At 65.4% G+C, this 20,657-nt stretch carries 20 protein-coding genes; 12 read left to right on the forward strand and 8 right to left on the reverse strand.

Features of this window, described 5'->3' with window-relative positions; all coding sequences use genetic code 11:
* The first annotated feature begins 47 nt into the window (after positions 1 to 47).
* A complete protein-coding gene (locus ACOYW5_RS22610) occupies positions 48 to 356 on the forward strand; it encodes a hypothetical protein (protein WP_423067129.1) in 309 nt (102 codons plus the stop codon).
* Here the strand turns inward: ACOYW5_RS22610 and ACOYW5_RS22615 are convergent.
* Both ACOYW5_RS22615 and ade read right to left on the reverse strand, forming a co-directional pair.
* Complete coding sequence (locus ACOYW5_RS22615) at positions 350 to 2,002, reverse strand: CocE/NonD family hydrolase (protein WP_423067130.1); 1,653 nt, start codon at positions 2,000 to 2,002, stop codon at positions 350 to 352. The two genes, ACOYW5_RS22610 and ACOYW5_RS22615, sit on opposite strands and share 7 nt — an antisense overlap.
* Entirely contained in the window at positions 1,999 to 3,711 is a 1,713-nt protein-coding gene (gene ade, locus ACOYW5_RS22620) for an adenine deaminase (protein WP_423067131.1), read from the reverse strand. The genes ACOYW5_RS22615 and ade overlap by 4 nt, the downstream gene beginning before the upstream one ends.
* A gap of 121 nt (positions 3,712 to 3,832) precedes the next feature.
* On the opposite strand from ade, the gene ACOYW5_RS22625 reads away from it, so the two are divergent.
* Complete coding sequence (locus tag ACOYW5_RS22625) at positions 3,833 to 4,009, forward strand: hypothetical protein (RefSeq protein WP_423067132.1); 177 nt, start codon at positions 3,833 to 3,835, stop codon at positions 4,007 to 4,009.
* Between the two features lie 4 nt (positions 4,010 to 4,013).
* Positions 4,014 to 5,012: a DNA topoisomerase IB gene (locus ACOYW5_RS22630; RefSeq protein ID WP_423067133.1), complete on the forward strand. Its 999-nt coding sequence runs from the start codon at positions 4,014 to 4,016 to the stop codon at positions 5,010 to 5,012.
* A 16-nt stretch (positions 5,013 to 5,028) separates the two neighbouring features.
* On the opposite strand, the gene ACOYW5_RS22635 is transcribed toward ACOYW5_RS22630, so the two are convergent.
* Both ACOYW5_RS22635 and ACOYW5_RS22640 read right to left on the reverse strand, forming a co-directional pair.
* Positions 5,029 to 7,254: a putative bifunctional diguanylate cyclase/phosphodiesterase gene (locus tag ACOYW5_RS22635; RefSeq protein ID WP_423067134.1), complete on the reverse strand. Its 2,226-nt coding sequence runs from the start codon at positions 7,252 to 7,254 to the stop codon at positions 5,029 to 5,031.
* Positions 7,255 to 7,308: 54 nt separating this feature from the next.
* Positions 7,309 to 8,550 carry an ROK family protein gene (locus ACOYW5_RS22640; protein WP_423067135.1) on the reverse strand — a complete coding sequence of 414 codons (1,242 nt, stop codon included), beginning with the start codon at positions 8,548 to 8,550 and terminating at the stop codon, positions 7,309 to 7,311.
* 322 nt (positions 8,551 to 8,872) lie between these two features.
* On the opposite strand from ACOYW5_RS22640, the gene ACOYW5_RS22645 reads away from it, so the two are divergent.
* The 5 genes from ACOYW5_RS22645 (at position 8,873) to ACOYW5_RS22665 (ending at position 13,801) form a co-directional block, all read left to right on the forward strand.
* Positions 8,873 to 9,892 (forward strand): substrate-binding domain-containing protein, encoded by a 1,020-nt coding sequence (locus tag ACOYW5_RS22645; RefSeq protein WP_423067136.1) that lies wholly within the window; start codon positions 8,873 to 8,875, stop codon positions 9,890 to 9,892.
* Positions 9,893 to 9,994: 102 nt separating this feature from the next.
* A complete protein-coding gene (locus ACOYW5_RS22650; protein ID WP_423067137.1) occupies positions 9,995 to 11,110 on the forward strand; it encodes an ABC transporter permease in 1,116 nt (371 codons plus the stop codon).
* The gene (locus ACOYW5_RS22655) at positions 11,107 to 11,973 is read left to right on the forward strand and encodes an ATP-binding cassette domain-containing protein (protein WP_423067138.1); all 867 of its coding nucleotides are present in this window, start codon (positions 11,107 to 11,109) and stop codon (positions 11,971 to 11,973) included. The genes ACOYW5_RS22650 and ACOYW5_RS22655 overlap by 4 nt, the downstream gene beginning before the upstream one ends.
* The gene (locus tag ACOYW5_RS22660; RefSeq protein WP_423067139.1) at positions 11,970 to 13,019 is read left to right on the forward strand and encodes an NAD(P)-dependent alcohol dehydrogenase; all 1,050 of its coding nucleotides are present in this window, start codon (positions 11,970 to 11,972) and stop codon (positions 13,017 to 13,019) included. Before ACOYW5_RS22655 ends, ACOYW5_RS22660 begins: the two co-directional genes overlap by 4 nt.
* The gene (locus ACOYW5_RS22665) at positions 13,019 to 13,801 is read left to right on the forward strand and encodes an SDR family NAD(P)-dependent oxidoreductase (protein ID WP_423067140.1); all 783 of its coding nucleotides are present in this window, start codon (positions 13,019 to 13,021) and stop codon (positions 13,799 to 13,801) included. The genes ACOYW5_RS22660 and ACOYW5_RS22665 overlap by 1 nt, the downstream gene beginning before the upstream one ends.
* Positions 13,802 to 13,836: 35 nt before the next feature.
* Here ACOYW5_RS22665 and ACOYW5_RS22670 read toward each other — a convergent pair whose 3' ends face one another.
* Both ACOYW5_RS22670 and ACOYW5_RS22675 read right to left on the reverse strand, forming a co-directional pair.
* Complete coding sequence (locus tag ACOYW5_RS22670) at positions 13,837 to 14,097, reverse strand: GlsB/YeaQ/YmgE family stress response membrane protein (protein ID WP_423067141.1); 261 nt, start codon at positions 14,095 to 14,097, stop codon at positions 13,837 to 13,839.
* A 275-nt stretch (positions 14,098 to 14,372) separates the two neighbouring features.
* Positions 14,373 to 15,803 carry an MFS transporter gene (locus tag ACOYW5_RS22675; protein ID WP_423067142.1) on the reverse strand — a complete coding sequence of 477 codons (1,431 nt, stop codon included), beginning with the start codon at positions 15,801 to 15,803 and terminating at the stop codon, positions 14,373 to 14,375.
* Positions 15,804 to 15,905: 102 nt separating this feature from the next.
* On the opposite strand from ACOYW5_RS22675, the gene soxR reads away from it, so the two are divergent.
* The 3 genes from soxR to ACOYW5_RS22690 are packed head-to-tail and all read left to right on the forward strand — an operon-like array spanning position 15,906 to position 17,160.
* Complete coding sequence (gene soxR, locus ACOYW5_RS22680) at positions 15,906 to 16,364, forward strand: redox-sensitive transcriptional activator SoxR (protein WP_423067143.1); 459 nt, start codon at positions 15,906 to 15,908, stop codon at positions 16,362 to 16,364.
* Positions 16,365 to 16,420: 56 nt separating this feature from the next.
* On the forward strand, positions 16,421 to 16,936 hold the full coding sequence (locus ACOYW5_RS22685) for an MgtC/SapB family protein (RefSeq protein ID WP_423067144.1): 516 nt from the start codon (positions 16,421 to 16,423) through the stop codon (positions 16,934 to 16,936).
* Between the two features lie 29 nt (positions 16,937 to 16,965).
* Positions 16,966 to 17,160: a DUF3008 family protein gene (locus ACOYW5_RS22690; protein WP_423067145.1), complete on the forward strand. Its 195-nt coding sequence runs from the start codon at positions 16,966 to 16,968 to the stop codon at positions 17,158 to 17,160.
* A 136-nt stretch (positions 17,161 to 17,296) separates the two neighbouring features.
* Here ACOYW5_RS22690 and ACOYW5_RS22695 read toward each other — a convergent pair whose 3' ends face one another.
* Both ACOYW5_RS22695 and ACOYW5_RS22700 read right to left on the reverse strand, forming a co-directional pair.
* Positions 17,297 to 17,806 carry a hypothetical protein gene (locus ACOYW5_RS22695; protein ID WP_423067146.1) on the reverse strand — a complete coding sequence of 170 codons (510 nt, stop codon included), beginning with the start codon at positions 17,804 to 17,806 and terminating at the stop codon, positions 17,297 to 17,299.
* Between the two features lie 399 nt (positions 17,807 to 18,205).
* Entirely contained in the window at positions 18,206 to 18,652 is a 447-nt protein-coding gene (locus ACOYW5_RS22700; protein WP_423067147.1) for a hypothetical protein, read from the reverse strand.
* 284 nt (positions 18,653 to 18,936) lie between these two features.
* Here ACOYW5_RS22700 and ACOYW5_RS22705 point away from each other — a divergent pair, with 284 nt between their 5' ends.
* Positions 18,937 to 20,655 carry a tetratricopeptide repeat protein gene (locus ACOYW5_RS22705; RefSeq protein ID WP_423067148.1) on the forward strand — a complete coding sequence of 573 codons (1,719 nt, stop codon included), beginning with the start codon at positions 18,937 to 18,939 and terminating at the stop codon, positions 20,653 to 20,655.
* Positions 20,656 to 20,657 lie beyond the last annotated feature (2 nt).

Here is a 20,657-nt window from a genome sequence, read left to right on the forward strand (position 1 = left end):
GGCGCGCGTTTCGTTATGTAGCGTTTAGTCAGCCGGGAATGAGCCAAATGAAGCTACGCGCCCTAGCGCTCGTAATGTTGGGCCTGACGACGCCAGCGATGGCGCAGAGCAGCATTCGCGGAGTGGAGTTAAACCCCACCGACGCCGCTCGCGTGCAGCGGCAGTGCGATGTGCTAAAGATCAGGGAGATGCGCTCGCTTGCGTCGGAGGCTCCGCCGGAGCCGCTGCCGGGCGAGAGCGTCAGCGACCCCGCCAGCTATTGGGCCACCGGCGCAAACGAGGTGGATGCGGTGCATTCCAAGGTCAATCTCGACACGCTCACCCTGCGCGAATGCCGAAAGGCCGGGTTCTACTGACCGGCAACCCGGTCGAGTTCGACGACGGGCAGGTGAATGGCGCTCGGCCGCGCCGGATCGTGGAAGATTTCGATATCGGCCGTCATCAGGTGCGTCGCTTCGCCCAGCGCCTCGTCGGTGCCCGTGTTGCGCGCATAGCGTGGGTGGGCACCGCTGGCGATCACAACGCGGAGCCGGTGGTTGCGCTGGAACCTGTGCGCCGTGGCGTGCATGCGGAAGCTCAACTTCCAGATGTCGTCGGCAACGGCTGGGTCCCCGGACGTCTTGCGCAGGAAGCCGTCGCAGACATTGGTTGAGACGCCCTTCTCGTCGACATCCGACAGGCGCACGAAGAAGTCCGTGTTCGGCAGCGTCGAGCGGGCATAAAGGGCAATGCGAACCTGTCCGAGAATGGTCACCGGGTTGAACAGCGGCTCCGAGGTATAGACCAGCACATCGTCGCGCTTCTCCAGCGGCGCCTGGTCCACCGGCCCGGCCCCGGCAAAGGCGAACATCGCGCCACCGACGGCGGGAGTCGGGTTCCGAGGATCATAGGTGTAGGTATCCGGCGGCGCGGCGCGGACTGGCCGCTGCGACAGCACCTGATCCGGATGGAGGTGCCAGATCTGGCGCTCGGCCTCGGCGGGCGGATAGGCATCGAACTCGCGCCACTGGTTCTCGCCCGATATCCAGAGCTGGACGGGTTTCGCCGATAGGCGCGACGGGTCGCCGAGCAGCTTGGCGTCCATCCAGTCGAGCGTCTGCCGGACGCTTTCCATCTGCAGGTCGGGGCTGACATGGGTCCACGGACCGATTGTCAGCTGCGGCGTCTGCCCGGCATCGACCAGCGTAGCGTAGTCGCGCAGCAACTGGTCGAGCATGAAATCATACCAGCCGGAGGTGAAGCTGACCGGGGGCGTACGGGCGCCGATGCGGTGGGTGTGATCGAGCGGCTGCCAGAACGCGTCGTTGCCGATCGCCTCATCCATCCAGCGCCGCCAGAACGGCACCACGCGCCCGGTGACACGTTTGTCGGCATCGCGCAGGGGCAGCTTCATCGTGGCGCGGAGCGTCGTCCGCTCGATACCGCCGGTGAACATGCGGTGGGCGGTGCTCAACTGATTGCCCTTCAGGCCCTCGACCGTCTGGATCCAACTCAGCCACAGACCCACCGCCAGCCCACCGCCCGGGAAGACAATGGATCTGAACTCGGCGCTGGTGACCTTGATCGCCATGGCCGACTGCTTGGGCAGGGCATCGCAGATCGCCCACTGCGCATAACCGAGATAGCTTGGGCCGGATGTGCCGAGCCTGCCGTCGTACCAGGGCTGCGCCTTGATCCAGTCGATCGTTGCCAGCCCGTCCTCGCGCTCGTGTCCGAACGGGTCGAACTCGCCCTCCGACTTGTCGGTACCGCGACAGGCCTGCAGCACTACATTGTAGCCGCGCTCGGCATAGAGCTCGCCCACCGTGGCGAAGCCGGACAGGCCGTAGGGCTCGCGCATCAGGATAGTGGGGTGCGGACCGGGCAGTTTTGGCGCGAAATGCTCGGTGGCGAGGGTGATGCCGTCGCGCATCGGCACGCGGATATTACGGGTGCGGATGATGCCGCACTTGCGCTTTGGCAGCTTATACGCGTCGGCAAGGAACCGGCTCGCGAGGCTCATCTGACGAAATCGAACCTGTCGACGTCGAACAAGCCGCGATCGGTCATCTTGAGGTGCGGTATCACCGGCAGGGCGAGGAAGGCGACCTGCAGGAACGGCTCGGGCAGGGTGCAGCCCAAGGCATAGGCCGCCTCGCGCAGGTGATGCAGTTTCTCGGCCACCGCCTCGAAGCTCAGGAGGCTCATCAGCCCGGCGATTGGCAGCGCCAGCTCGGCCGTCACCTTGCCACCATCGGCGACCGCGAAGCCGCCACCGAGTTCGATCAGCCGGTTCACGGCCACGGCCATGTCGACGTCGTTGACCCCGACCACGGTGATGTTGTGGCTGTCGTGGCCGACCGACGAGGCGATGGCGCCCTGCTTCAGGCCGAAACCCTTCGTGAAGCTGCGCGCCACGTTACCGTTGATACCGTGGCGCTCGATCACCGCGATCTTGATGACGTCGTTCTCGATATCGGGCAGCGTGCCGAGTTCCGAGACTTCGAGCACGGCGCTCTCGCGATAGGTGATGATCAACCCTGGCCGCACGGCGATCACCGGCGTCTCGTTCTGGCGCGGGTTGGGTGGCACGATGAAGGTCGAGGCCCCGACGCGCTCCGCTTTCATCGAGGCGAGTCCGACCGGCGGCACCGGCTTCCGTGCCTCGAACAGTTCGGGCCGGATGAGCCGGCCGTTCGAGATCACCTCGGCGACCGCGCAGGTCTCGAGATTGTCGAGCAGCACCATGTCGGCGCGGTAGCCGGGGGCGACGAGGCCGCGATCCTTCAGCCCGAAGATACGGGCCGCCGAGTGCGAGGCGGCGCGATAGACGTGATGCAGCGGTCGCCCGCGCGCGATCAGCCGGCGGATCGAGCTATCAAGGTGACCCTCTTCGAGGATATCCAGCGGATTACGGTCGTCGGTGCAGAGCGCGACATAGGCCGAGGTGTTGGCATCGAGGATTTCGGCCAGCGCATCGAGGTCCTTGGATACCGAGCCCTCGCGGATGAGGATGGCCATGCCCTTCTTGAGCTTTTCACGTGCCTCGACCGCTGTCGTTGCCTCGTGGTCGGTGCGAATGCCAGCGGCGAGGTAGCCGTTCAGCGCCAGGTCGCTGAGCAGCGGCGCGTGTCCGTCGATATGCCCGCCCTGGAAGGCGGTAAGCTTGGCGATGATCCCGGGATCGCCGGCGAGGACGCCGGGGAAGTTCATCATCTCGGCGAGGCCGATGACCTGCGGGTGGCTACGGAATTTCTCGAGGTCGGCGATCTCGAGGCGAGCGCCGGAGGTCTCGTGCGGCGTGGCCGGTACGCACGAACTCAGGTTGACGCGGAGGTCCATGACGGTCCGCTCGGCGCATTCGAGGAAGTAGCGGATGCCGTCGGCGCCGAGCACATTGGCGATCTCGTGTGGATCGCAGATGACGGTGGTGACCCCGTGCGGCAGCACGCAGCGGTCGAATTCGAATGGCGTGACCAGCGAGGATTCGATGTGCAGGTGCGTATCGATGAAGCCGGGAACGACGAAGCGGTTCTCGCCTTCGATCAGCTGCGCGCCATTGTAGTAGCCATACGTGCCGACGATGCGGCCGGCGACGATGGCGATATCGGTGTGGGTGATCGAGCCGGAGATCACATCCAGCAGCCGCACGTTCTTGATCACGACATCAGCCGGAACCTCACCGGCGCCAGCCTTGATCATGCGGGTGAGAAGCTCGGGTGAGACGGTCATGAGGCGCACGGGAACAGCATCGCTAAGCGTCGGACGTCGGGCGGTCATGGTCAAGTGGGGGCGGAACTGAGCATCCAACCAAACGTTGGTTTTTCACGATTGTCCTTAGCGAGATAGCACCATGCGCACCTATGACGCACACAAGTCGACCACCGAGGTTCGCCAGGGCAGCCGCCGTCTCCTCAACCTGCGGGTACTGGTCTTGTCGCTTCTGGCCATCATTCTGGCGTTTGGGCTGATCTTCCTTTATTTCGCGGTTTTCCAATCGCCCCCGCCGAACACCGCGACCGGCGTTTAGCCATATGGTGCGGTTGAAGCGCGTCGGGCGGGAGGATCTGACGATCCAGCGTGTCCGGCACGGCCGCGGTTTCGGGCTGCGCGACGCCGATGGCGAGAAGGTCACCGATTCCCAGCTTTACAAGCGCGTGAGAGGGCTGGGCATTCCGCCGGCGTGGCAGGATGTTCGGATCGCGATGGCGCCAAACGCCCACATCCAGGCGGTCGGTACCGATGCGGCAGGGCGCCTGCAATACATCTACCACCCCGACTGGGAAGCACGGCGCACGCGTCACAAGCAGCAGCAACTGGCGCGGTTGGCCGAAGCGCTGCCGCGAATTCGCCGCCGCGTCCGCGAGGATCTGCTTGGCGAGGCGGGCAGCAAGCCGCTGGCATTGGCGCTGGGCGTCGCGGTGATCGATCGTACGGCGATGCGGGTTGGACGCGAACGCTACCTCGATGCTCGCGGAACCCGCGGTGCGGGCACGCTCTACAGCCGGGACGTTTCGGTGAAGGGCGATGTCGTGACGACGCGGTTTCCGGCCAAAAGCGGCAAGCTGGCAGCCTACGAGGTTCGGGACGAGGCCCTGGCCGAGGCGGTGCGCAAAGTGAAGTCGATCCCCGGTCGGCGCCTGCTCATGTATCGCGACGAAAACGGCACGGCGCGGCCGGTTCGGACCGACGATATCAACCGGTACCTCAAGGAGATCGGCAAGGCTCCGGTCACGACCAAGGACTTTCGCACCATGCACGCGAGTGCACTGGCAGCGGAGGCGCTGGCCAAGCTGGAGCCCGCCGAGAGTCCGTCCGCTCGGAAGCGTCAGATGGCGGCGGTCACCAAGCAGGTTGCCGCGTTCTTGCAGAACACGCCGGCGATCTGCCGGGCGAGCTACGTCGCGCCTTGCCTCTATGCGTTGTTCGACAAGGGCAGGCTCGCAGAACTCTGGGCCGGGGGCGGCAACGGCGCCAATGGGATGCGGCAGCGAGAGGTGCGGCTGGCTGCCGTGCTCGCCGCAGCCGGCTAGACCGCCAAGCCCGCGTTCAGGCGACCTCGGGTACCTCGGTCTGCGCGCCGGTGAGGAGTGCCGTCATGTCGCCCACGGTCAAGGGCGGGGAGAAGAGGTAGCCCTGGAAGGTGTTGCAGCCCTTGGCGGCGAGGATGCGATATTGCACCTCGGTCTCGACGCCCTCCGCCGTGACCTCGATGCCGAGGGCGTGGGCCAGGGTGACCATGGCCTGGATAATGGCTTCCGTGCCGTCGGCATTGGTCAGCTGGCTGACGAACGAGCGGTCGATCTTGATGCGATCGACCGGGTAGCGCTTAAGATAGTTCAGCGACGAGTAGCCGGTGCCGAAATCGTCGAGGGCGATGCTGATGCCGGCCTGCCGGAACTTGTGGATGGCCCGCGCGACAGTCGATTCGTCGTCCAGCAGGATACCCTCGGTAATCTCCATCTCTAGGTCGGACGGCTCCATGCCGGTCTCATCGAGAATGGCGAAGACCCGCTCCGGAAAGGTCGGGTTCCGAAGCTGGGCCGGGGAGATATTGACGGCGATCGTGCGGTGCGGCCAGCGGGCGCCGAACTGCGCGGCACGGCGGAGCACGAACTCGCCCAGTTGCTCAATGAGGCCGGTGCTCTCGGCGATGGCGATGAACTGCAGGGGGGCGACCACGCCCAGGGTCGGGTGGGTCCAGCGCAGCAGGGCCTCGGCGCCAATGATCTGGCCGTCATCGCGACCGCAGAGCGGCTGGAAGGCGACCCAAAGCTGGCCGGGCGCGCGCAGCGCTTCGCGCAGTTCGGCCTCGATCACGTGCCGGCCCTGCACCAGTTCGTCCATTGACTGCTCGTAGATGGCGGCGCGGTTGCGTCCGCCAGACTTGGCCTCGTAAAGCGCGATGTCGGCCTTGCGGCTCAGCTCGCGGCTATCCAGTATGCCCGCACCGGTGATGACGATGCCGATGGAGACGCCGACGAAAGCGTCGGTGCCCTGCACGCGGAAGGGCCTCGCGATGGCGTCGACGATGCGCTGGGCCAGGGCCGAGACCTCGACGCTGCCGGCGTGGCAAATGTGGAGGATGGCGAATTCGTCGCCGCCGAGCCGGGCCAGCACGTCGGTCGGGCCGAGGATGCCGGCAAGGCGTTCACCGACGGCGCGGATCAGTTCGTCGCCGGCGTGATGGCCGAGCGTATCGTTAACCTGCTTGAAGCGATCGAGATCGAGCATCATCAGGGCCAGTGGCGGATCGCGCAGTGCCAGTACCGACAGCCGATGCTCGAACTGGCGATCGAAGTTGAGGCGATTGGGCAGTCCGGTCAGCAGATCGATGCTGGCCTGCCGCTCCGCCTCGGCACTCTTTGACTCGAGCGCGCTGGACGAGCGCCACAGCACGGCGAGGAGCGCGATAACGACGATCAGGATGATGATGAAGGCGCCCGCGAGCGCCGGCGTCGTCCGCTGCATCAGTGTTTCGCCGGGACGATACGGCTGCCATTCGTAGAAGGTGACGATGCGGCCGGCCCGATTGGTCACCGGCAGCGTGCCAAGCGCCGTGCCGCCCGGGCGCGAGGTGAAGTGGCCGGCTTCCAGCTGGTAGCGCTGGATGAGGCGCAGCTCGTAGTCGCTGTCGAGATGGACGACGCTGACGAGCAGCGGCTCGCGGCCGGCCTGCTGCTGGATATTTCCGGTATCGGAGACGATCGGCGACACGCTGATGATGGCCGGTTTTCCGTCGATCAGCACGAAGTCGCTTGTGAATGGCGGGACGTCGACATAGCCGGCGCTGGTGAGGCCGCGCAGTTGTTCGACGAGCCCCAGTGTCTGGTCGCGGCGCCGCTCGTACGTGTCGGGGTCGGTGTCCTCGCCACCGACCGAGGCGTAGACAGGCTGGTCGCCCGCGAGGATGTAGCTCTCGTCGTGGCCGAAATAGTCGAAGGTCCACTTGCCGACATTGATGTGCAGCCAGCGCTCGTCGTTGTCGCGCAGCGCGACCAACATGTCGTCCCAGATGGTGATGCTCTGCTGGTCATAGGGAATGGCGTCGAGCTGCCCGCGAACGAAATAGGCGACCCGCCTGCTCTGGCGGTCGAGCGCGTCCTCGTCGACCTCGTCGGCCGTCCATAGCACGAAGCTGCCGAGCAGGCCGAAGATGACGGCAAAGACCACGAGCACCGAGGTCATGATGACCAGGGAGAGCTTGCGTCCTAGCTTGGCACTTTCTGTGGTGGGCATCGTGGTCGCGGTCTGGAAGTCCGGCCACAGTGTCATTGCAAGCTTTGCGAAGCGTTACCGGTCGGCGGAATTCCTCTGCAACGCGAACTTTCAGGCGTTGTCCTTGAACAGCACTTCGCGATCCTGCGTGAAATTTGCCAGCAACGGCAGCGAGGCGCCGCCCATGGCGCGCGCCGCATTGCCGATGCTGCCGGGCAGCAGGCGGAAGGGCGACAGGCCCTGCTGGTTCACCCGGGCGATGGCGGCCGCAGTCCGCTCGATGACGCGGGTGCGGACATGCGTGGGGAAGGCGCCATCGATTAGCACGGTCTCGACATCGATCACCGCGACGGCGGCGATGATCGAGTAGGCGAGGCTGTCGGCGACCTCGTCGATCCATTCGTCGAGGACTGGGCCGAGATCGTCGCCCCAGTCATCGGGCGATTGCCACAGGATCTCGGGGTTGCGGCCCTTCGCCAGAAGCTTGCGCTCGAGCGTGTAGATCGAGGCGACGTGCATCAGCTGGGTGGTGCGGCCGGAGCTGGCAGCGTGGCCCGGGTTCTGGGCCGGCATCGAGCCGAGCGCTGCGGCGTTCAGCGTGCGGCCGGGGAAGAGGTGCCCGTTCAGCACCAGCCCGCCGCCGATGAACGAGCCGATGAAGACGTAGAGGTAGTCGGGATACTCCCCGCCGGCACCGAACATCAGCTCGGCCGCGCAGGCGGCGGTGATGTCGTTCACGAAATAAACCGGCCAGCTACAGAGCTCGGCCACCATCGAGCGGACATCGATCTGGCGCCAGGCGTCGATCTCGGCCTTGGGGGCGCCGATCTCCTCGTGCCAGGTCCACATCTCGTAAGGCGCCGCGATACCGACGCCGGCAATACGAGCCACCAGTCTCGGCGGCAGATCGGCGACGAGGCTGTCGAAGCCTTCGCGGGCAAAGCGCCGGATGCCCTCCGGGGTGGGGTAAGGGTAGGTCTTGTGCACCAGCTTCAGGATCTTGCCGGTGAAGTTGATCAGGTAGAGATCGACGCTGCGCCGCCCGATCTTCAGCCCGAAACTGAGCGCGCCCTCGGGATTGAGTGAGTAGGGGACCAGCGGCTGGCCCACCTTGCCGCGCAGCGGATTGCCGCGCAGCAGCAGGCCGTCAGCTTCGAGTGCATTGGTGATGATCGAGATGGTCTGCGGTGACAGGCCGGTCATGCGGGCAATGTCGGCCTTGGGGAGATCGCCATGGCGGCGGATCAGCGAAAGCACGAGACGCTCGTTGTAGAGGCGCACACCGGTCTGGTTGGTACCGCGACTAGCGGCGCCAGGCCTGAGGCTCTCTCGATTTCCGGCGCCGGTGGCCACCGCTCCCGACCTCCTCTCGGCTGCACTCGTTGACAATTCTTCATCGCTCCCCGTCGCGGCAGCAAAGCCATGGCGGCAGCGAAAATGCAATCGATTACATGGGGTTCGCACCCCCTCCCGAACGAAAGGATTATCCCGGACTGGCCACATGTCAATTAATAAATCAAGTGGACTAATTTATTGACAGAACGCTGGGCTTGCGCTGATATCAGCTACGGCTGGGGGAGGACGGTGCGCATGGCGCACTAGCCCTTGCCTCTTGTCCTGATCCGCGCCGGAGCAACCGGAGGGCAGGGCAGGTGTTCAACATTGGGAGGAGTTTATGGGAAGACTCGGTTTTCTGAAGACTGCGCTCGCCGGTGCGCTCATTGCCACTGCGATGGCCGGTACGGCCTATGCGCAGGATGTCACGGTTGGTCTCATCACCAAGACCGAAACCAACCCGTTCTTCGTCAAGATGCGCGAGGGCGCCGAGGCGAAAGCCAAGGAGCTCGGGGTAAAGCTCATCGCTTGCGCCGGCAAGTTCGACGGCGACAATGATGGTCAGGTCGCCTGCATCGAGAACCAGATCTCGGCAGGCTCCAAGGGCTTCGCCATCGTCCCTTCGGATTCGAAGGCCATCGTGCCGACGATCCAGAAGGCCCGTGACGCCGGCCTGAAGGTGATCGTGCTCGATACGCCGCTCGATCCGATGGACGCCGCCGACGCGACCTTCGCCACCGACAACCGCAAGGCCGGCATGCTGATCGGCCAGTGGGCCGCTGGCACGCTGGGGGATAAGGCAAAGGACGCAGTCATCGTCGCGCTTGACCTCGCCACCAACCAGCCGACCGTCGACTACCTGCGCGACCAGGGCTTCATGGCCGGCTTCGGCATCGACGTGAAGGATCCCAACAAGTACGGCGACGAAGACGATCCGCGCATCTGCACGCACGAAATCAGCCAGGGCGACCAGGAAAAGGGTCGTACCGCGATGGAGAACGCGCTGCAGAAGTGCCCGAACGTCAATGTCATCTACACCATCAACGAACCGGCAGCGGCCGGCGCCTACGAAGCGCTGAAGGCTGTTGGCAAGGATGATGGCTCGGTGCTGATCGTCTCGGTCGACGGCGGCTGCCCGGGCGTTGCCAACGTCAAGTCGGGCGTGATTGGCGCCACCAGCCAGCAGTACCCGCTGAAGATGGCCTCGATGGCCCTCGACGCGATCGTAAGCGGCACCATCCCGGCGATCGACCCGGCAATGGGGTTCCTCGACACGGGCGCAACGCTCGTCACCGACAAGCCCGTCGCTGGCGTCGAGTCCATCGACACCACTAAGGGCGCCGAGCTCTGCTGGGGCTGATTTGACGGCCTAGACCAACTATGATGGCCCCCGTGCCGGGCGTAGCATCGGCATGGGGGTCGTCGATTCAACCCACCACGTCCTTAGGGGAGAGGGGACAGAATGAGCGACGATGCAGCCGGCTCGGCAGCTGCTGAAACTGGTCTGAAGAGTGCCGCAACGGAGGTTGCGAGCTTCGAGGAAGACCGCAAGGGGATCATTCGAACCATCCAGGGGATATTGCACGAATACCCCACCATGATCCCGCTGATCGTGCTGGTGGTCGCGAGCGTTATCTTCGCCGTCGCGGCTCCAGGCAAATTCCTGTCGCCGCTCAACCTTTCCGTCGTGCTGCAGCAGGTGACGATCGTCGCCATCCTCGGCATGGCGCAAACGCTGGTGATCCTCACCGCCGGCATTGACCTCAGCGTCGGCCTGATCATGATCCTGTGCTCGGTGGTGATGGGCCGCACGGCCGTCTACTTCGGCGTGCCGATCTGGATCGCCTTTCCGCTCGGGCTGCTCGCCGGCCTCGCCTGCGGCTTCCTCAACGGCCTGCTGGTCACGGCGCTGCGGTTACCGCCGTTCATCGTGACGCTCGGCACCTGGAGCATTTTTGGCGCGCTCAACACCTTCTATTCCAACAGCGAGACCATCCGCTCGCAGGATATGGAGGCGGCAGCGCCGTTCCTGCTCTGGCTCGGCAAGCTCTTCAAGCTCTACGACATTGGGATGTTCTTCGGCCTCGACCTGCCATGGCTGCGCGGTTGGGTGGTCACCTACGGTTCGGTGCTGATGATCGTCCTTGCGATCGTCCTGAGCTACATCCTCGGCCGCACCGCCTTCGGCCGTCACGTCTACGCGACCGGCGACGATCCCGATGCGGCGCGCCTTTCGGGTATCAACACCAATCGCGTGCTGCTAGCGGTCTATGCGTTGGCCGGCCTCATCTGCGCCATAGCGGCCTGGGTGCTGATCGGCCGTATCGGCGGTGTCAGCCCGCAGGCCGGGCAGACCGCCAACCTCGATTCGATCACCGCCGTGGTGATCGGCGGCACGAGCCTCTTCGGCGGGCGCGGCTCGATCGTGGGCACGCTGTTCGGCGCGCTCATTGTAGGCGTTTTCCGCAACGGGCTGGCGCTCTCGGGCCTCGCCCTGTTGTGGCAGGATTTCGCAGTCGGCGTCTTGATCATCGTCGCCGTCACCATCGACCAATGGATCAGGAAGATTTCGGCATGAGCGACACGATCAGTATGGGCGGCGTGCCGTCCGGCAATGCCGGGGATATCGTTCTCGAGGGGAGGGGCCTCAACAAGCGCTACGGCCGCGTCGTGGCGCTCGACAACGCGGATTTCGACCTCCGCCGCAACGAGATCCTCGCGGTGATCGGCGACAACGGGGCCGGCAAATCGACGCTGATCAAGGCGCTCTGCGGCGCCGTGATCCCCGACAGCGGAGAGATTCTGCTCGATGGCCAGCCGGTGCATTTCCGCTCGCCGATGGATGCCCGCAACTCCGGCATCGAGACGGTGTATCAGAACCTCGCGCTGAGCCCGGCGCTGTCGATCGCCGACAACATGTTCCTCGGCCGTGAGCTGCGGAAGCCGGGCTGGACAGGCAGCATTTTCCGCCGTCTCGATCGAGGCGGCATGGCGAAGATCGCGCGCGAAAAGCTCAGCGAACTTGGCCTGCTCACCATCCAGAACATCCACCAGTCGGTGGAAACCCTGTCCGGTGGCCAGCGTCAGGGCGTGGCGGTGGCGCGGGCAGCAGCCTTCGGCTCGCGCGTCGTGATCATGGACGAGCCGACGGCGGCGCTCGGCGTCAAGGAGAGCCGGCGCGTGCTCGAACTGATGCTCGATGTAAAGAAGCGTGGCTTGCCGATCGTCCTCATCTCACACAACATGCCACATGTGTTCGAGGTGGCTGACCGCATCCATATCCATCGGCTCGGCAAGCGCATCGCGATCATCAACCCCAAGGAATTCTCGATGTCGGATGCCGTGGCGATCATGACCGGGGCGATGAAGCCTCCGGCCGAAGGCGCGACCGCCCCGACCCATCACTACAAAGTCGGCGAGGAAGTCTCTCAAGTCCAATGACGAAAATGCGCGCGCTCGTGCTCGAGAAGCAGCACGAACTAAAACTCCGTGACATCGACCTGCCGACCGAGGTCGGCCCCGGGCAGGTGAAGATCAAGCTCCACACGGTCGGCGTCTGCGGCTCCGACGTCCACTACTACACCCATGGCCGCATCGGCCCTTTCGTCGTCAACGCGCCGATGGTGCTCGGACACGAGGCGGCGGGAACGATCGTCGAAGTCGGGGCGGGGGTCACCAGCCTAAAGGTGGGCGACCGCGTCTGCATGGAGCCGGGCGTTCCGGACCCCAACAGCAAGGCCAGCCGGCTCGGCATGTACAATATCGATCCGGCGGTGACCTTTTGGGCGACGCCGCCGATTCATGGCGTGCTGACGCCCTATGTCGTCCATCCGGCCAACTACACGTTCAAGCTGCCCGACAATGTCAGCTTTGCCGAGGGCGCGATGGTCGAGCCATTCGCCGTCGGCATGCAGGCGGCGACCAAGGCCAAGATCACGCCCGGTGACACCGCCATCGTCATGGGCGCCGGCCCGATCGGCACCATGGTGGCGCTGGCGGCGCTGGCCGGTGGCTGCGCGCGGGTGATCATCACCGATCTCGCCCAGCCCAAGCTCGATATCGCTGCGAAGTACCAGGGTATCATCCCCGTCAACATCAAGGACAAGAAGCTCATCGACGAGGTCAACCGGCTCACGGACAGATGGGGGGCGGATGTGGTGTTCGAGTGCTCGGGCAGCCCTCGAGCCTGGCAGGGCATCGTCGACGTGGTGCGGCCGGGCGGCACCATCGTTGTCGTCGGCCTCCCGGTCGAGCCGGTGAATTTCGACATCGCCTCGCTGTCGGTGAAGGAAATCACCATCGCCTCGGTGTTCCGCTACGCCCACCAATACGACCGCGCCATCGCCCTGATGGCGTCGGGCCGCGTCGACCTCAAGCCGCTGATCTCCGAGACGTTCACGTTCGAGGACTCGATCAAGGCCTTCGACCGCGCGGTGGAGGGTCGACCGACGGATGTGAAGCTGCAGATATTGATGGAAGACGCCTGATGGACCTCGGTCTCAAAGGGAAGCTCGCTGTCGTCACCGGCGGCAGCGTCGGCATCGGCCTTGCGGTGGCGGAAGGGTTTGCCGCCGAGGGGGCGCGGGTGCTGATCACGGCGCGTGGCGCCGAGCGCGTGCACGCCCAGGCCGCCCGGATCGGGGTGAAATATGGCGTCGAGGCCCACGGCGTCTCGGCGGACGTCGCGACCGCCGAGGGCTGTGCCAAGGTCGTCATGGCCGCGGCTCAGCTCGGCGGAGCCCACATTCTCATCAACAATGCCGGCACCGGCTCGAACGAGACCATCGCCGAGGCCGACGACGCCAAGTGGCAGTATTACTGGGACCTGCACGTGATGGCGGCCGTCCGCCTGGGCCGCGGGCTGGTGCCGCAGATGAAGGCGCACAAATGGGGCGCCATCGTCCACAACGCTTCGATCTGTGCTGTCCAGCCGCTCTGGTACGAGCCGATCTACAACACCACCAAGGCGGCGCTGATGATGTTCAGCAAAACCCTCGCCAACGAGGTGGTCGGCGACAATATCCGGGTCAACACCATCAACCCGGGCCTCGTGCTTACGCCGGACTGGGTCAAGACCGCCAAGCAGATTGCCGGCGAAGATGGCCACCAGGCGCACCTGCAGAGCGTCGCGGACGAGGCCGGCGGCATGAAGCGCTTCGCCAGCCCCGAAGAGCTGGCGAGCTTTTTCGTCTTCATCTGTTCGGACAAAGCGAGCTACTCGACCGGCTCGACCTATTTCGTCGATGGCGGCTGGCTGAGGACGGTTTAGCGGCGCGGCAGCTCTTCGCCGCCGCGCCGGCGGAGCTAGACCGTCCTGCGACCGCGGATGGCGCGGACGATGGCGATAAGCAGGCAGGCGCCGATGACCGCCACGATCAGCTGACCGAATATGCCACCCATGGTGGCACCGAAGATCAGCATCAGCAGGAAGTTACCGACCACGGCACCGACGATGCCAAGGACGATGTTCATCAGCAGTCCCTGGTTCGTCTTCATGATCTTCTCGGCGATCCAGCCGGCGAGTGCGCCGACGATGATGCTGAGAATCCAACCCAGACCTTCCATTTTTGAGTCTCCAAGTTGCGGCCGCAAGGGGGCCATGGAGAAATCAACGTGGGCGATCTACAATGGTTCCGAAACATCCTGTTTTTTCAAGGCGCTAGCTGATCAGCTGACGGCCGCTGGCTGAAGACGGTCCAGCGGGTAGTTTCGCGGTGCCGGTCGATCACGCCCAGCGCGATGATCGCCGGCACCGCGAGTCCGACCAAGAGCGCAGGCAGCATCGCGCCCCCGGTCAGGATGGATGCCGCCGGGAATGGGGCCGGCGGCAAATTGGTCGGCTATTCCGCCGGCTGGGCGGCGGCGGTGAACCGTGCCTCGGTCCGCGCGATGCTGAAGCCGATGGGAACCGCCAGGATCGCGACAATGATGAACAGGCCATAGAGCCAGTTCGCCGCGGCGATCGGAGTGGGCGTCGCGGCGGCGAGGCCCGCGAGGTTAACGATCAGGCCGCCGAGCGCAGCACCGAGGCCCGAGGCGAAGAGCTGGATGGTGCTGAGCGCGGCCGAAGTCACATCGTGCTCGCCGTCGGGCGCTGCCTGCATCACGCGTGGGGTCAGCTGTGTCCACGCCGTGCCGATGCCGACGCCCATGATCACCAGCGACAGCCCGATCGGCACGATGAACAGCAGGCTCGAACCCTGATTGTCATGGCCGACGAAGAGCGCGAGGCCAACTGCCGCGACAAGCACCAGCAGCGGGCCGCCGGAGATCAGCAGGCGCGCCCGCCCCTCGGTCCAGCCGGCCGTTATCATCGAGCTGGTGCTCCAGCCGACCGCGACCAGCGCCACCATGTAGCCGGAGGTGAGCGGGCCGAGGCCGTGCAGCGTCTGCATGAACAGCGGAATGAAGATGTCGCTGGTGATCGCCATCTGCAGCAGCACCATGATGCCGAACAGCGAGGCGAGCAGGGTGCCGAAGCGGAAGGTGCCGGTAGGGAACAGCTTCTGGCCGGCGTTCCGCTCGATCGTGCCCAGCGCAAAGAGAGCCAGGACGGCGACGGCGGTCAGGCCCCCGGCCAGCATCACGTTACCCGACACCGCGCCGGCCGAGGACAGCGCCAGCACGGCGACGATCATCAGCCCGATCTGGCGAATAGGCAGGCTGCTCATGCCGGCCTCGCTGCTCTTTGCCGGCACCACCCTGACGGCGAGCAGGCCGAGCAGCGCGGCGCAGGGCACAAGGATGAAGAAGGCCCAGCGCCAGATGCCCAGTTCGGCGAAGACGCCGCCGATGGACGGGCCAACCAGGGTGGAGACGCCCCAGATGCCCGAGGCCAGCGCGAAGGCACGCGACCACAGGTGCTCGGGGAAGACCAGCCGCACCATCATGAAGGTCAGCGCCGCCAGCAGGCCGCCGCCGAAGCCCTGCAACGCACGCCCGGCGAGGAGAATCGGCATGGACGGCGCGAGCCCGCAGATCAGGCTGCCGATGCCGAACATGGCCGCCGCGATCAGGTAGTTCTGCCGTGGCCCGAGGCCGAACGGCCGCACCGCCGCAAAAATCGAGGCAATGATCGAGGCCACGACGAACACCGTCGTCACCCACGCGAACAGGTCGAGCCCGCCGATCTCGGCCACGACCGAAGGCATCAGCGTCGAACCGATATAGACTTCGATGGCGTTCATGCCGACGCCGCCGGCGAACACCAGCACCGGCAGAGCATTGCCGCCGCTGAGCATTTCGGCCCAGCCATTCTTCGTTTCCGCCATCGGGTCACCCATCGCCTTTGTTGCCTGTCGACCCTCTGGCCGCCTCAGGGCGCTACTGCTACAACCTCAACCTTACTTCAGGTAAAGAGGCAAAATGCGAAAATGTCGCGCGAACTCACAGTAGGCCAGGTGGCCGAGCGTAGCGGCTTCGCCGTCTCGGCGCTGCACTTCTATGAACGCAAGGGCCTGATCCGCAGCCATCGCACATCGGGCAACCAGCGGCGCTATGATCGCGACGTACTGCGGCGCCTCGCCATCGTGCGCATGGGCACCGAGCTCGGCGTCCCGCTCACCGAGGTGGCCGAGGCGCTCTCGCACGTCGCCGCCGGGCATGCGCCGACCGTTGCTGACTGGCGGCGCATGTCGGAGCACTGGCACGAAAAGCTCACCCGCCGAATCGTGCTGATGACGCGCATGCGCGACGAGCTCAACGGCTGCATCGGCTGCGGGTGCCTGTCGACCGCGAGCTGCCCGCTGATGAACCCGGGCGATCGTCTGGCGGGCGAGGGCAGCGGGCCGCGGCGGCTGATGCGGGAAGGCGACGACAGCTACGAGAGCTGACGGAACCTGCCGCGCCGGCGCCCGTTGAACGCCCAAAGCGTCACAGGAGCGTCGGCATGGATTGGGCTACTTCCATCGGGTTTCAGGACACCCACCATACCGCGCAGCACATAATCTTCCTCCGCCTGCTCGTCGCCGCGCTGCTGGGGGCGGCTATCGGCTTCGAGCGGGGCGCCGCCAACGGCACGGCCGGCCTCAGGACGCACATGCTGATCGCCGTCGCCGCCGCGCTGTTCACGACGCTTGCCTTCGAGATCTACGATCAAGCTTTGGCCGGGGGCAGCAGCACAGCCGATCCCATCCGTGCCATCGAGGCGGTGACAGCCGGCATCGCTTTCCTTGGGGCGGGCGCCATCTTCCAGCAACGAGGCAACGTGCAGGGGCTGACGACCGGTGCGGGCATGTGGCTTGCGGGTGCCGTCGGCGTCGCTGCGGCGATGGGCTACTACCTCATTGCGGCAGGCGTGGCGCTGCTCGCGGTGCTCGTCCTTGCGGCCCTCCGAGCCTTCTCGCACCATGTCGTCGAACGCGATGCGGCCCCGGAAGGAACGGAGCAGCCGAGGGATCGTTGAGTCCCCATCGCAACGACAGGAGGGAAACCATGCCCGCCACATCCAAGGCCCAGCAAAAAGCAGCCGGCGCCGCACTATCCGCCAAGCGCGGCGACACCAAGGTCGGCGAACTGAAGGGTGCTTCGAAATCGATGTACAAGTCGATGAACGAGCAGGAACTCGAGGAATTCGCTACGACCAGGCACAAAGATCTGCCCGAGCACAAGAAAGAGACGAAGCACTAGGTTGCGCACAGCGTTGGACAGAGACGCAGCCGGGCTGGGGCACAAGTGACCCATAACAAGATCGCATAGTTCCCCGGGTCTTCGCCCGGGGATGACGATGATGGGTGCTGGAACGCGATTTGGAACGTGCCCGCGCCTACTGAACCGGCACGGGTGCCGTGCCGCGTTCGAGTTCCTCGGCCGTCGGCAGTTGCGGGTCGGCGCCTTCGCCGAAGACCTGCTGGCCGTCATTGTCCCAGACGCGAACGATTTCGCAGGCGCTGAGATACTCCTTCGCGCATTCGAGTTGCACCACGGCCTCGAGACTCGCCCGGTCCTGCTGGTCGCAGACGAACTTGTGCCAATGAGGCCCCTCACTGTGCTGCATGAAGATGTCGGCCACCCAGCCATGCGGATAGCACCAGAGGTTGGTGGCACAATCCTCCTCGCCGAGCCCGCTCTGCTGCATGCAGGCCGACGTGGCGCATTGCGAAGTGTCGGGCTGCAGCGGCCCGAAGCAGACGCCAAGGCCGGCCTCGGCGGCCTGCGACACAGCGATGCCGTTGAAGGCTGGCAGCACGAAGCTATCGACGGCCTCGTCCTGCGCGAGGACAGGTGTCGCCAGCAGCCCGGCAAGGGCAGCAAAGAACAGGGATTGTTTGAGCATCTGGGGCCTCCGCAAATCGCGGAGGCGACCCTGCGGGCAGCTCGGAGAGCAGTCAAGCGCGGTTGCGGAGGGAGAGGGCCGCAACCGCGCTCTGCCTGCTGACCCGTTTTCTCAGGCCCGCCGCAACCGGGTTCACACCATTCACCGGAGAGGGCGGGGCGGCGTCAGGAGGGTCGCGCCCCGTCTCTCCGGCATTAGGGCGACCGCCGCGTGAGGGAACACGGCAGGCCGCCTGGGTGGACCGACGCTTGGGGTCGTCGGCCCGTCCGTCCTCTCGCTGCAGGGATAACAGCGCGGGACGGTTTAGGAAGACGGAGAGCACATTTGGGAATGCAATCGGCAGTGGCCTGCCTAAAGCAACGCGCTCCCCGTCCGGCACGTAACCTGTGGACGCAGTAGTTACGTGCCAACCGCATCCAGGTGCTGGTTGCGCACCCAGAAACTCACGATTGCCGCCGCTTCGCGACGGAAGAAATTGATATCGGCGTGACGCTCGAAGACTGCGTCGGCGCCGGCGTTCAGAAGAACATCGCGGACGTCGCGTTCCAGCGACGGGGCGATGGCGGCGATCAGCAGCGAGCGTCCATCCCGCATGCCGCGCAGCTTGACGATGAAGTCGCGTGTCGCTTCCGACGAGCCCTTGAGATCGACGATCACCAGCCCCGGCAGGGCGGCACGGTCGTCCTCGAGCAGCCCGCCGAGTTCGGCGGTCGCGAGGGGTTCGCCATTGAGCCAGCTCACGGACGGCGCGCCGTGGGCGAGCAGCATCCGGATCATCAGCCGGGCGGAATGCGAATCGTCGTCGACCAACGCCATATAGGGTTGGCCGGCACCATAAGCGTCCATAATGGTTCCTTCTTGCCGCGCAGGACGCGGCAATGGCCGAAAACTCTAGTGGGTAGTCGGGTTAACTGCCGCGTGCCCTGAAGAGCGCCGGAACGCTTCGTTGCGTACCCCCGAGGCCGTGGACGCTGAGTCCGTGGCCGACTGCGCTGTGCTGCGACAGGCGGGGATATGATGGTTCGATGACGATCCGAACAGGCAAACGCATGTAACAAGGTGGTAACTGGCCTTGCGATTAACATGTAAAGCGCCCAATTTACCCATGGCCTTGGCACATGGGGGACTGGTTGACCGATACGATGCCGCCACGGCAAGAGGTGGAAGCCGCGCTGACGCGGGTCACGCAGTGGCCCGGGCTGGCGCGATCGCCGCAATTGGTGAAGTTTCTCAACTACATAGTCGAGGCGCGCCTGAGCGGTAATGAGGGCGGCATCAAGGCCTATTCCATTGCCGTCGACGTGTTTGGTCGCCAGCAGAGTTTCGATCCGCAGAGCGATCCGATCGTGCGCGTCCAGGCCCGCCGGCTGCGTTCGGCGCTGGAGGAATACTATGCCGAAGCCGGGGCGGGCGAGAGCCTGAGATTTTACCTCCCGGTGGGACGTTACATCCCCGAATTTCGGACTGCGGCCGATGACGGCAAGGTTGCCGCGCCGGAATCGCGACCCCCGCCGGCCGCATCGAAACCGCCCGTGCGGCCGATCATGGCGCGGATCGATGACATCATCCTCGTGGTCCTGCTCACCGGAGTTGCCCTGGCTCTGGCCCTGATCGGGACCCAGGTGCTGGCGCCCCGCCACAGCAGGCTGGAGGTGCCGCAGCCGCCTCACGTGTCGGTCACCGAGTTTACCTCCGTAGCGGCGGGCGGTGCGCCGAGCGTCAGCGTGGCCGGACTTTCGGTCGAGCTGGTCACCGACCTCGACCTGTTTCCGTTCGTCGAAGCGGCCTATCTGCAGCGAGCCGACGAGGCGAGGGATAGGCCGGCGCCGTACGAGTTGACCGGTATCGCGCGTACCGAGGGCAGCGAGGTGCAGGTCACGGCGAGCCTCAAGCGGGCGGGCTCTGATACTGCGATCTGGAGTATGACGCAGCGGGTGCCGATCGAGCAGTTGCCCGACAGCCTCGATCAGCTCTCCGGTGCCTTCGCCGATCAATTGGGGGCGATCGATGGGCCGCTCCATGCCGATGCCGTTGCGTGGCTCGCCAGCACCACCGACATTGCCGGAGCCGAGACGGACTACGTCTGCGGCCTCCTGTTCACACTCTATCGCGCCCAGGGCAGTGCGGAGCTGGGGCAGCGCGCGCGCAGTTGCGTTTCAGGTCTCATCAGGTTGCAGCCGGCCTCCGCTGCTGCCCTCTCGATGCGGGGGACGCTGCTGCTCGATGCAACGCTCCGCACGCAGCCGCCGGGGCGTCCGGACCCGGAACCGATCGCGGAGGCTGGGCGGCAGATCGAGCAGGCGCTGAAGCTGGCGCCCACCTCCAGTCCCGTTTGGCGGGAATATGCGTTCTACCTCGAGCATACCGGGCGTTTCGGCGAGGCCGAGGCGGCGTTCACGTCGGCGCTGCAGCTCAATCCATCCGATCTCGATGCGGTTGCCGGGTATGGCCGGTTGCTGGTGCTGCGCGGGCCGTCGGATAAGGGCAAGACACTGGCCGAGCAGGCCCTACGTCGCGCCGTGATGGCGCCGTACTGGTATCACGAGGCGCCGGCCGTCGATGCCCTGCGGGCTGCCGAATACAACCGGGCGCTGAGCGAGGCAGAGGCGCTGGTCAGTGGCGATGCGGAGCTGGCTTCGATGATCGGAACGGTCGCCGCGCGCAAGCTCGGTTACCAGGATGTGCTCAACCGCTACATTGCGCAGTTGCTCGAGGTGACGCGCTTCCGTCGTTTCGGTATCCTGCCGGTGCTTCGCCAGCGGCTGGGCGATGACGCACTGAGGGACGAGATCGCGGTCGAACTGGCTGCCGCGGGGATCGATCAGGCGGCGTTGAACGGGCCGTACTGACG

This window comes from Devosia sp. CN2-171 (assembly GCF_049354815.1).
In the GTDB taxonomy this organism is placed as follows: domain Bacteria; phylum Pseudomonadota; class Alphaproteobacteria; order Rhizobiales; family Devosiaceae; genus Devosia_A.

Bases quoted from the DNA above. Each gene is read 5' to 3' on its own strand.
- ACOYW5_RS22695 (WP_423067146.1), bottom strand. From the start codon at position 17,806: ATGCTCAAACAATCCCTGTTCTTTGCTGCCCTTGCCGGGCTGCTGGCG.
- ACOYW5_RS22700 (WP_423067147.1), bottom strand. From the start codon at position 18,652: ATGGACGCTTATGGTGCCGGCCAACCCTATATGGCGTTGGTCGACGAC.
- ACOYW5_RS22675 (WP_423067142.1), bottom strand. From the start codon at position 15,803: ATGGCGGAAACGAAGAATGGCTGGGCCGAAATGCTCAGCGGCGGCAAT.
- ACOYW5_RS22625 (WP_423067132.1), top strand. From the start codon at position 3,833: ATGCGCACCTATGACGCACACAAGTCGACCACCGAGGTTCGCCAGGGC.
- ACOYW5_RS22630 (WP_423067133.1), top strand. From the start codon at position 4,014: ATGGTGCGGTTGAAGCGCGTCGGGCGGGAGGATCTGACGATCCAGCGT.
- ACOYW5_RS22690 (WP_423067145.1), top strand. From the start codon at position 16,966: ATGCCCGCCACATCCAAGGCCCAGCAAAAAGCAGCCGGCGCCGCACTA.
- ACOYW5_RS22655 (WP_423067138.1), top strand. From the start codon at position 11,107: ATGAGCGACACGATCAGTATGGGCGGCGTGCCGTCCGGCAATGCCGGG.
- soxR (WP_423067143.1), top strand. From the start codon at position 15,906: ATGTCGCGCGAACTCACAGTAGGCCAGGTGGCCGAGCGTAGCGGCTTC.
- ACOYW5_RS22660 (WP_423067139.1), top strand. From the start codon at position 11,970: ATGACGAAAATGCGCGCGCTCGTGCTCGAGAAGCAGCACGAACTAAAA.
- ACOYW5_RS22650 (WP_423067137.1), top strand. From the start codon at position 9,995: ATGAGCGACGATGCAGCCGGCTCGGCAGCTGCTGAAACTGGTCTGAAG.
- ACOYW5_RS22610 (WP_423067129.1), top strand. From the start codon at position 48: ATGAAGCTACGCGCCCTAGCGCTCGTAATGTTGGGCCTGACGACGCCA.
- ACOYW5_RS22645 (WP_423067136.1), top strand. From the start codon at position 8,873: ATGGGAAGACTCGGTTTTCTGAAGACTGCGCTCGCCGGTGCGCTCATT.
- ACOYW5_RS22635 (WP_423067134.1), bottom strand. From the start codon at position 7,254: ATGACACTGTGGCCGGACTTCCAGACCGCGACCACGATGCCCACCACA.
- ACOYW5_RS22670 (WP_423067141.1), bottom strand. From the start codon at position 14,097: ATGGAAGGTCTGGGTTGGATTCTCAGCATCATCGTCGGCGCACTCGCC.
- ACOYW5_RS22685 (WP_423067144.1), top strand. From the start codon at position 16,421: ATGGATTGGGCTACTTCCATCGGGTTTCAGGACACCCACCATACCGCG.
- ACOYW5_RS22615 (WP_423067130.1), bottom strand. From the start codon at position 2,002: ATGAGCCTCGCGAGCCGGTTCCTTGCCGACGCGTATAAGCTGCCAAAG.
- ACOYW5_RS22665 (WP_423067140.1), top strand. From the start codon at position 13,019: ATGGACCTCGGTCTCAAAGGGAAGCTCGCTGTCGTCACCGGCGGCAGC.
- ade (WP_423067131.1), bottom strand. From the start codon at position 3,711: ATGACCGTCTCACCCGAGCTTCTCACCCGCATGATCAAGGCTGGCGCC.